Source organism: Agromyces seonyuensis (assembly GCF_009789225.1).
Lineage (GTDB): Bacteria > Actinomycetota > Actinomycetes > Actinomycetales > Microbacteriaceae > Agromyces > Agromyces seonyuensis.
The window spans coordinates 22,603-32,211 of record NZ_WSTA01000042.1; the positions used below are offsets into that span (position 1 = coordinate 22,603).

Annotated in this window: 8 protein-coding genes; 1 reads left to right on the plus strand and 7 read right to left on the minus strand. The window is 72.6% G+C overall.

The features are described 5' to 3' along the window. Window positions 1-26: 26 nt before the first annotated feature. The 5 genes from GB864_RS10375 to infC all read right to left on the minus strand — a co-directional run bounded on the left by GB864_RS10375 (window position 27) and on the right by infC (window position 3,156). Complete coding sequence (locus GB864_RS10375; protein WP_160424738.1) at window positions 27-815, minus strand: amino acid ABC transporter ATP-binding protein; 789 nt, start codon at window positions 813-815, stop codon at window positions 27-29. Between the two features lie 113 nt (window positions 816-928). After that, complete coding sequence (locus GB864_RS10380; RefSeq protein WP_160424740.1) at window positions 929-1,729, minus strand: TrmH family RNA methyltransferase; 801 nt, start codon at window positions 1,727-1,729, stop codon at window positions 929-931. Between the two features lie 152 nt (window positions 1,730-1,881). After that, window positions 1,882-2,262: a 50S ribosomal protein L20 gene (rplT, locus tag GB864_RS10385; RefSeq protein WP_160424742.1), complete on the minus strand. Its 381-nt coding sequence runs from the start codon at window positions 2,260-2,262 to the stop codon at window positions 1,882-1,884. Window positions 2,263-2,295: 33 nt separating this feature from the next. Further along, window positions 2,296-2,490: a 50S ribosomal protein L35 gene (gene rpmI / locus GB864_RS10390; protein ID WP_160424745.1), complete on the minus strand. Its 195-nt coding sequence runs from the start codon at window positions 2,488-2,490 to the stop codon at window positions 2,296-2,298. 54 nt (window positions 2,491-2,544) lie between these two features. Further along, on the minus strand, window positions 2,545-3,156 hold the full coding sequence (gene infC, locus GB864_RS10395; protein WP_160424759.1) for a translation initiation factor IF-3: 612 nt from the start codon (window positions 3,154-3,156) through the stop codon (window positions 2,545-2,547). 303 nt (window positions 3,157-3,459) lie between these two features. Here infC and GB864_RS10400 point away from each other — a divergent pair, with 303 nt between their 5' ends. After that, window positions 3,460-3,849: a DUF1844 domain-containing protein gene (locus GB864_RS10400; RefSeq protein ID WP_160424747.1), complete on the plus strand. Its 390-nt coding sequence runs from the start codon at window positions 3,460-3,462 to the stop codon at window positions 3,847-3,849. 49 nt (window positions 3,850-3,898) lie between these two features. Here GB864_RS10400 and GB864_RS10405 read toward each other — a convergent pair whose 3' ends face one another. Together GB864_RS10405 and GB864_RS10410 are read right to left on the minus strand one after the other, a co-directional pair. After that, entirely contained in the window at window positions 3,899-8,533 is a 4,635-nt protein-coding gene (locus tag GB864_RS10405) for an ATP-dependent helicase (protein WP_336603956.1), read from the minus strand. A gap of 76 nt (window positions 8,534-8,609) precedes the next feature. After that, entirely contained in the window at window positions 8,610-9,569 is a 960-nt protein-coding gene (locus GB864_RS10410) for a pyridoxal-dependent decarboxylase (RefSeq protein ID WP_160424750.1), read from the minus strand. Between the last annotated feature and the right edge of the window lie 40 nt (window positions 9,570-9,609).

Genomic DNA, 9,609 nt, shown 5'->3' on the forward strand with positions numbered 1-9,609 from the left:
CCCGGCGCTTCGTGAGCGCCGGGGGCTCAGTGGGCGAGGATCTTCGACAGGAAGTCCTTCGCGCGGTCGCTCTTCGGGTGGTCGAAGAACTCCGCGGGGGTGGCCTCTTCGACGACCTTGCCGTCGGCCATGAAGATGACGCGGTCGGCGGCCTTGCGCGCGAAGCCCATCTCGTGAGTGACCACGATCATGGTCATGCCCTGGTCGGCGAGACCGACCATCACATCCAGGACCTCGTTGATCATCTCGGGGTCGAGCGCCGAGGTCGGCTCGTCCATGAGGATGAGCTTCGGATTCATCGCGAGCGAACGGGCGATCGCGACGCGCTGCTGCTGACCGCCGGAGAGCTGCGAGGGCAGCTTCTTCGCCTGGTTCGCGACGCCGACCCGGTCGAGCAGGCGCATCGCCAGCTCCTCGGCGGCCGCCTTCTTCATCTTCTTGACCTTGATCGGACCGAGTGTGACGTTCTCGAGCACCGTCTTGTGGGCGAACAGGTTGAACGACTGGAAGACCATGCCGACGTCGGCGCGGAGCGCCGCGAGCTGCTTGCCCTCTTCGGGCAGCTTGTCGCCGTCGATCGAGATCAGGCCCGAGTCGATGGTCTCGAGCCGGTTGATCGCGCGGCAGAGCGTCGACTTGCCCGACCCCGACGGGCCGATGACCACGACGACCTCGCCGCGGTTCACGACCGTGGAGATGTCGTTGAGCACATGGAGCTCGCCGTAGTGCTTGTCGACATGCTCGAGCACCACGAGCGGCTCGCCGCGTCCGACTGCGATGTTCGACGTCGTGAGCGAAGGATCGAAGGCCGCCATGCCCCCCACACTAGGGGTCCGGTCCCGCCCGCGGGTGGCGTCGAAATCCAATGGTTACCTGATGGCGGCCGTTCGGGCGGCGCACAGGAGACGCAAAGGCGGGATCGCCGAGTTCAGCTCCGGTGCGCGAACGCGCTCTCGTAGAGGCAGACGCTCGCCGCTGTGGCGAGGTTCATCGACTCCGCGTTGCCGTAGATGGGAACCGTGATGACGCGGTCGACCTTCTCGAGGCTCTCGTCGGTGAGTCCGTGCGCCTCGTTGCCGAACAGCCAGGCCGTCGGCCCGTCGAGCACCCCCTCGTTGCGAGCCGTCAGGAGGTCGTCGCCCTTGACGTCGGCCGCGAGCACCGTGAGGCCCGCCTCGCGGGCGCGGACGAGGACGTCGTCGAGGTCGGCGCCGACGGCGACCGGGAGGTGGAAGATCGAACCGGTCGAGGAGCGCACGACCTTCGGGTTGTAGAGGTCGACCGCGCGACCGGAGAAGATCACGGCGTCCGCACCGGCGGAATCGGCGGCACGGACGATCGTGCCGGCGTTGCCCGGGTCCCGGACTTCCTCGAGGATCGCCACGAGCTTCGGCTTCGCGGCGAAGACGTCCTTGATCGCCGTCGGGAACTGGTGGCACACCGCGACGAAACCCTGCGGCGTCACGGTGTCGGCCATCGCCTCGAGCACCTGCTCGGTGACGAACTCGACGTCTACGCCGGCATCGACGGCGGCCTGGGCGATGTCGGTGTAGCGCTCGAGCGCCGACGGCGTCGCGTAGAGCTCGACGAGGAGCTGCGGCCGGAACGTCAGGGCCTCGGCGACGGCCTGCGGGCCCTCGAGCAGGAACATGCCGCTCTCGGCGCGCGCCGGCTTCTTCGCGAGCTTGGCGACGGCGCGGACGCGCGGGGAACGGGGATTCTCGAGCATGGGAGCAAGTCTAGGGATGCGGCATCCCGAACCACGGAAGCAGTGCGACCCCGGCCGCAGCGGACGCGATCGTTGCGCATTCTCGGGTGCTGCGGAAATGGCGGAACGGGCCCGCCCACCGGAGTGGACGGACCCGTTCGGGATCGCGCGACTTACGCCTTGGGGGCGTTGACGTCGGCGGGGAGCGCCTTCTTGGCGGTCTCGACGATCGAGGCGAAGGTCGCCGCGTCGTTCACCGCGAGCTCGGCGAGGATGCGACGGTCGACCTCGACGCCGGCCAGGGCGAGACCCTGGATGAGGCGGTTGTAGGTGAGGCCGTTCGCACGCGACGCGGCGTTGATGCGCTGGATCCAGAGGCGACGGAAGTCGCCCTTGCGCGCACGGCGGTCGTTGTACGAGTAGACGAGGGAGTGGGTGACCTGCTCCTTGGCCTTGCGGTAGAGACGCGACCGCTGACCGCGGTAGCCCTCCGCGCGCTCGAGGATGACGCGACGCTTCTTGTGGGCGTTGACCGCCCGCTTGACTCTAGCCATTGTGCTGTTACTTCCTTACGGGGTTCTCGCGGCTCAGTGGCCGAGAAGCTTCTGGATCTTCTTCGCGTCGGCGGGCGAAACGACCTGGTCCTGGTTCAGGCGGGTCTTGCGCGACGAGGACTTGACCTCGAGGTTGTGGCGCATACCGGCCTGCTGCTTCTTGATCTTGCCGGTACCGGTGATCTTGAAGCGCTTCTTGGACCCGGAGTGGGTCTTCTGCTTCGGCATCTCGTGTTTCTCCTTGGTTCTGCCGCCGCGAGCGACGGACGGGGGTGCTGGGCCTTACGCCTCGGGGGCGTCGGCCGCCTGCGGCTCGGCGTCCGACTGAGCCGGACGCGCCTTCGCCGCAGCGCGCTGTGCATTCGCCTCGGCCTTGGCCTCGGACTTGTTCTTGAGCGGAGCGATGACCATCACCATGTTGCGGCCGTCGATCGTGGGGTTCTGCTCCACGTGGCCGAACTCGGCGACATCTTCTGCGAAACGCTGCAGGAGGCGGACGCCCATCTCGGGACGCGACTGCTCGCGACCGCGGAACAGGATCATGGCCTTGACCTTGTCGCCGCCCTGGAGGAAGCCGACTGCGCGCTTCATCTTGGTCTCGTAGTCGTGCTTGTCGATCTTGAGACGGAACCGGACCTCTTTGAGGATCGTGTTCGCCTGGTTGCGACGGGCTTCCTTCGCCTTCTGCGCGGCCTCGTACTTGTACTTGCCGTAGTCCATGATCTTGACGACCGGCGGACGCGAGTTCGGGGCGACTTCGACGAGATCGAGTTCGGCCTCCTGGGCGAGCCGCAGGGCCACCTCGATCTTCACGACGCCGACCTGCTCCCCGCCAGGACCCACGAGGCGGACCTCGGGGACGCGGATACGGTCGTTGGTACGCGGATCGCTGATGCGATTCTCCTCTGCTCAGAAAATTCTTTCTTCTGACTTCGGGAGCGGATGCTCTCGAAGACACGAGAGCGGAGATCCGACGCATTCGGCGCACACGGCGACGCACACGGCACCCTGTCCGCCGTCCCGCTTCCGCGAGACGGCCGGCCGCTTCGCTTTCGCGACGCGGCCCTACCCCCTCGCTTGCGCGAGCGGGCGGAGTGCGATCGACCCGGTAACCTTAAGCGGTATGCGCGGGTGGGAGAATCTCCACTTTCGAGTCTGACCGAAATCAGACCCGCACTAGCTTAGCAGAGGAATGCCGTGACCGGAAACACCGAGCCCGAACGCCCCCAGAACGACCACGGTCACGACGCCGGACCCGACGCCGTCGCCTCGGCGACCCGCGACATCGCGGACGTCGCGGCGGTCGAGGTCATCACGACCGCGGCCGTGCACCTCATGAGCGCCGCCGCCGTCAAGGTCGGCCTCGCCGACGATCCCGAGTCGCAGATCGACCTCGACGAGGCGCGCAAGCTCATCAACTCGCTCGCCGGACTCATCACCGCCGGCGCCCCCGAGATCAGCGACATGCACGCCCGCTCGCTCCGCGACGGCCTGCGCTCGCTCCAGCTCGCCTTCCGCGAAGCCTCGGCGATCCCCGACCCGATCGGCAAGGGGCCCGGCGAGAAGTGGACCGGCCCGGTCAGCTGACCCCGACCGGTCGGCCCAGCGCCGACCGAACCGGCGCGCCGCCGACCCCTCACCCGGGCCGCGCGGCGAGCCGGAGCCCCTGCGGGCTCTCTCGGAAGCCGGCCGCCTCGAGCGCCCGACCCGTCGGCGTGCCGAGCACGAACCGGCCGTTGGCCCGCTCGATGCGGATGCGCCCCGCTCCCCCTCCGAGCACCAGATCGGCCAGGGCGTCGGCCGCCAGAGCGAAGGCGGCCGGTTCCTCGTCGAAGACGAGCACCGTGCGCCCGCCTCGCTCGACGAAGCACACGAGCGCGCCGTCGACGAGCACCACGAACGCCCCGGCCTTGCGCGCGGGCCGCGACGTCACCCCGTCCGGCGACGCGGGCCAGGGCAGCGCCGCCCCGTAGGGATTCGCCGGATCCGTCGCCGCGAGCGCGATCGCCCCGGTCGGCCCCTGCGCACGCAGGCGATCGACGACCGCCGGTGCGGCGAACTGCGCGGCGCCGAGGCCGTCGACGAAGTAGCCCCGGCGCACCCGTCCGGCCTCCTCGAGCCGGCTGAGCGTCCTGTAGACGAGTTCGAACCCGCCCACCGGCCCCTCCTGGGCGACGGCGCCCCGCGTCACGACGCCGTAGCGCTCGAGCAGCGTCTCGCCGAGGGCGATCGCGCGGGCGGTCGGTTCGGCATCCGGCACGGGCAGGGCCGACCACCTGCCGGCTGCGGTCGGTGCGCCGCCTCGAGCGGGCATCTCGGGGCGCGGCAGCCGGCGCACGCCGCCGCGGACCCGCGGTGTCCGCGGCTTCGGCCGGTGCGCTCCCCCGCCGGCGACGAGCGCCCGCACGGGCGCCAGCGTGTCGTTGCCGACGAGACCGGCCCAGACCAGCTTCCAGAGCGCCGCCTCGAGTGCGGCGTCGTCGAGGCTGCCGACGGCCTCGGCGAGGGGCCGGAAGAAGTACCCGCCGCCGCTGCCGAGCACGGCGAGCACCTCCTGCTCAAGGGAGCCGAGCTCGACCGGCTCGGGGAGCGGCAGCGTGAGGCCGGCGCTGTCGGCGAGGTGGAGGGAGATCCAACCGTCGCCAGCAAGTTCGCCGGCGCCTGCCCAGACGACCTCGCCGGCCGCCGTCAGCTCGTCGAGGAGCGCAGGGCGGTAGTCGCGCACCCGCGCCGGGAGGATGAGGGACTCGAGCGCCGAGGCGGGCACGCGCACGCCTTCGAGATGCTCGATCGCCTCGAGCACGCCGTCGACGCCGCTGAGACCGCCGGCGGCCGGCCCGACGCGCTGCCACTCCGGGAGGAAGCGCGCGAGCTGCCGGGGCTCGACCGGCTCGATCTGCTCGCGGAGCGCGGCGAGGCTGCGCCGGCGCACCCGGTCGAGCACGTCGGCGTCGGCCCACTCCAGCCCCGACACCCCGGGGGTGAACTCGCCGTGGACGACCCGGCCGGTGCGCGCGAGCCGTTGGAGGGTCTCGTCGGCGCGAGTCGCCTCGACGCCGTAGGCGTCGATCAGCCGCTCGAGGAGGAACGGACCGTGCGTGCGCGCGAACCGCCCGACGAGGTCGCCGAGCGGGTCGGCGACGGGCTCGAGGAACGCCGGCGGGATGCCGCCGGGCAGCACCGTGCCGAGCCCGTCGCGCAGGCGCGCGGCATCCTCGACCGCGGCCCAGCGCTCACGGCCGTGCAGCTCGACCCGGATGACCCGCCCCGCGGCTTCGAGGGCCGCGGCGAGCGCGGCGGCGACCTCCGGCCCGAGGGGCGCGTCGGCATCCTCGTCGGCGTCTTCCGGGTCGAGTCGCGCCGCGAGCTCGTCGGTCGTGAGGGGGCCGAGCTCGCGCAGGAGGTCGGCGACGCCCTCGATGCCGTGACGACGGCGCTCGGGCCCGAGGTGCTGGAGCTCGCGCTCGACGCCGACGAGGAGATCGGCGTCGAAGAGGTCGCGGAAGCCGGTGTCGCCGAGCAGCTCCGTGAGGAGCCGGGGATCGAGCGCGAGGGCCGCGGCGCGGCGTTCGGCGAGGGGCTGGTCGCCCTCGTACATGAACTCGCCGACGTAGCCGAAGAGCAGCGCCTGCGCGTACGGGCTCGGCAGTTCGGTGCGCGTCTCGACGATGCGCACGCGCCGTTCGCCGATGCGCCGGGCCAGTTGCTGCAGCGCCGGGAGGTCGTAGACGTCCTGGAGGCACTCCCGCGCCGTCTCGAGCAGGATCGGGAAGTCGGGGTAGTCGGCGGCGACGTCGAGGAGTTGGGCGGCGCGACGGCGCTGCTGCCAGAGCGGCGCCCGCCGCCGCGGGTCGGGTTGCGGCAGCAGCAGCGCACGGGCGGCGCACTCGCGGAAGCGGCTCGCGAAGAGCGCGGAGTCGCTCACCCGGCTCGCGACGACGCCCGCGAGCTCGTCGGCGTCGTCGAAGCGGAAGAGCTCCGCTCCCGGCGGGTCGACGCCGGTGTCGGGCAGCCGCAGCACGATGCCGTCGTCGCCCGCGACCGCGCTCGCGTCGACGCCGAACCGCTCCTGGATGCGCGCGCCGACGGCCAGAGCCCACGGCGCGTGCACCGGCAGGCCGTACGGCGAGTGCAGCACGATGCGCCAGTCGCCGAGTTCGTCGAGGAAGCGTTCGACGAGGAGCGTGCGGTCGTCGGGCACGACGCCGGTCGCCTCGCGCTGGGCGTCGACGAGCGCGACGAGGTTGCGGGTCGCGAGGCGATCCAGCCCGCCCGCCGCCAGCATCCGCTCGGCGCCGTCGGGGTCGCGCTGACGCAGGTCGACGAGTTCGCGCGTGTACGCGCCGATCGCCTCGCCGAGCTCGGCCGGTCGGCCGAGGGTGTCGCCCTTCCAGAAGGGCACGCGGCCGGGCGCGCCCGCCGCCGGGACGACGACGACGCGGTCGTGCGTGATCTCCTGGATGCGCCAGCTCGTCGTGCCGAGCGCGAAGACGTCGCCGACGCGGGACTCGTAGACCATCTCCTCGTCGAGCTCCCCGACCCGGCGGCCGGCGCCCTCGCCCGCGAGGAAGACCCCGAAGAGGCCGCGGTCGGGGATCGTGCCGCCGCTCGTCATGGCGAGCCGGCCGGCCCCGGGGCGCGGCGTGAGGATGCCCGTGACGCGATCCCACACGAGCCGTGGCCGCAGGCCGGCGAACCGGTCGGAGGGATAGCGGCCGGCAAGGAGGTCGAGCACGGCGTCGAACGCCGAGCGCGGCAGTGTCGCGAAGGGCGCCGAGCGGATGACCGTGCGGAACCACTCGTCGGCCTGCACCGACTCGAGCGCGGCCACGACCGCGACCGTGTGCTGGGCGAGCACGTCGAGCGGGTTGCGGAGCACCCGGACGGCCTCGATGCGCCCATCGACCATGCGCTCGGCGACGACCGCGGCGTGCAGCAGGTCGGTGCGGTGCTGCGGGAAGACGACGCCGCGGCTCGCCTCCCCCACCTGATGGCCGGCGCGGCCGACGCGCTGCAGTCCGCTCGCGACCGACGGCGGCGTCGCGAGCTGCACGACGAGGTCGACCTCGCCCATGTCGATGCCGAGCTCGAGGCTCGAGGTGGCGACCACGCAGCGCAGCTCCCCCGACTTCAGCTGCGACTCGATGACGAGGCGCTCCTCCTTGCTCACCGAGCCGTGGTGGGCGCGGGCGAGGATCGGGTCGGCGCCACCGGTCTGGTTCGCGCTCGAGGCGTAGATCGCCGCGAGGCCGCCGGGGACGGGCGCGTCGGGGCGGCTCGGGCGCACGAAGTCGACGCCCTCGACCGGCTCGGAGGCATCCGGTTCGCCGCCGGGCCCGACCCGCGCGAGCGGGCGCACCTCGGACGGTGCGAGCGTCTCGGCGTCGATGCGGTCCGCCACGATCTCGTTGAGCCGGGCGGTCAGGCGCTCCGCGACGCGGCGGGAGTTGACGAACACGATCGTCGAGCGATGGGCGAGCACCTCGTCGGTGATCGCCTCCTCGACCTTCGGCCAGACTGTGCCACCCTCGCCGCGGAGGTCGCCGAGATCCTCGACGGGCACCGCCACCCGGAGGTCGAGCAGCTTGCCGGAGGTCGGCGCGACGATCGTGACCGGTCGATCGCCGCCGAGGAAGCGCGCCACCTCCTCGCGGGGGCGCACCGTCGCCGAGAGCCCGACGCGCTGCACGCGGCCGCCGGCGAGGGCATCCAATCGCTCGAGGGCGAGCGCGAGATCGGCGCCGCGCTTGGTGCCGGCGAGCGCGTGGATCTCGTCGACGATGACGACCTCGACCCCGGCGAGCGTGCGCCGCGCGCCCGACGTGAGCTGGATCGCGAGCGTCTCGGGGGTCGTGATGAGCAGATCGGGCGGATGCGTCGCGAGGCGGCGTCGTTCGTGCTGCGGGGTGTCGCCCGTTCGCACGCCGACGCTCGGCACGCGCACGTCGCCGCCGAGCCGCTCCGCGGCCGCCTGGATGCCCGCGAGCGGCGCGCGCAGGTTCTTCTCGACATCGACGCCGAGCGCCTTCAGCGGCGACACGTAGAGCACGCGCACCCCGGCCGACTCGCCGGGCGCCTCGTGGGCGAGCCGGTCGATCGCGGACAGGAACGCCGCGAGCGTCTTGCCGGAGCCGGTCGGCGCGACGATGAGCGCGTGCTCGCCGCGGCCGATGGCGGCCCACGCGTCGCGCTGCACGGGCGTCGGCGCCTCGAAGGCGCCCTCGAACCACGCGGCCGTCGCCGCGCCGAACCCGCCGATCCCCCCGGTCACGGTTCCATTCAAGCGCGCACCGCCGACGGTGCAACCCTCGGGAGCCCGACCCGCTCCCCCGCGATCTCCCGCGATCTCAGAGCTGCGCCGCGGCGCGCTCGAACGCGGCGACCGTGCGGGCCACCGCCCGCGCATCGGTGCCCGCGTTGCTCACCGAGCACCGCACTACGGCCCGCCCGTGCCACGTCGACGGGGAGGCGAACACCTCGCCCTCCTCGGCGAGCGCGGCACCGAGGGCGCGGGTGCGCTCGTCGTCGGCGAAGCCGGCGCACACCTGCGTGAAGACGACGTCGTTGCGGACCTCGAGGCCCGGAATGCGCGCGATGCCCGCGGCGATGCCCTGCGCGGCCACGACGAGGCCGTCGACGAGTCCGGCCACGCCGTCGACCCCGAGACTCCGCAGCGCCGCCCAGACCGGGACGCCGCGCGCCCGCCGTGAGAGCTCGGGCACCCGGTCGTGGGGATCGGCGTCGCCCGCGACCGCTTCGAGGTAGCTCGCGCTCAGCCCGAGGGCGCGCACCGCGGCCGTAGGATCGGCGACGATCGAGACGCCGCAGTCGTACGGCACGTTGAGCGTCTTGTGGGCGTCCGTGGACCACGAGTCCGCCGCCTCGATCCCCCGCACGAGCGCCGCGGTGCGCGGGCTCGCCCCCGCCCAGAGTCCGAAGGCGCCGTCGATGTGCACCCACGCACCCGCACGATGCGCGACGCCGATCGCGTCCTCGAACTGGTCGAACGCCCCCGAGTGCAGGTTGCCGGCCTGCAGCACCACGATCGTCGGCGACCGACCGCTCGCGAGCGCCGCCTCGAGCGCGGCGGGGTCGAGGCGCCCCTGGGCGTCGGCCGCGACTTTGCCCGGCACGCCGAGCCCGAGCATCCGCGCCGCCGAGTCGATGGTCTCGTGCCCCTCGGCGCCCGTCAGCACCCGCACCCGCGGCGCCCCGGCGAGGCCGTCGCGGGCGTCGCCGCCGGCGCGTTCGAGCACGGCGTCGCGCGCCGCGGCGAGCGCGGCGAAGCCGGCAGATCGGGAGAGCACGCGTCCGAACTCCTGTCACCTAGGCGTGCGGCAAGCCGCC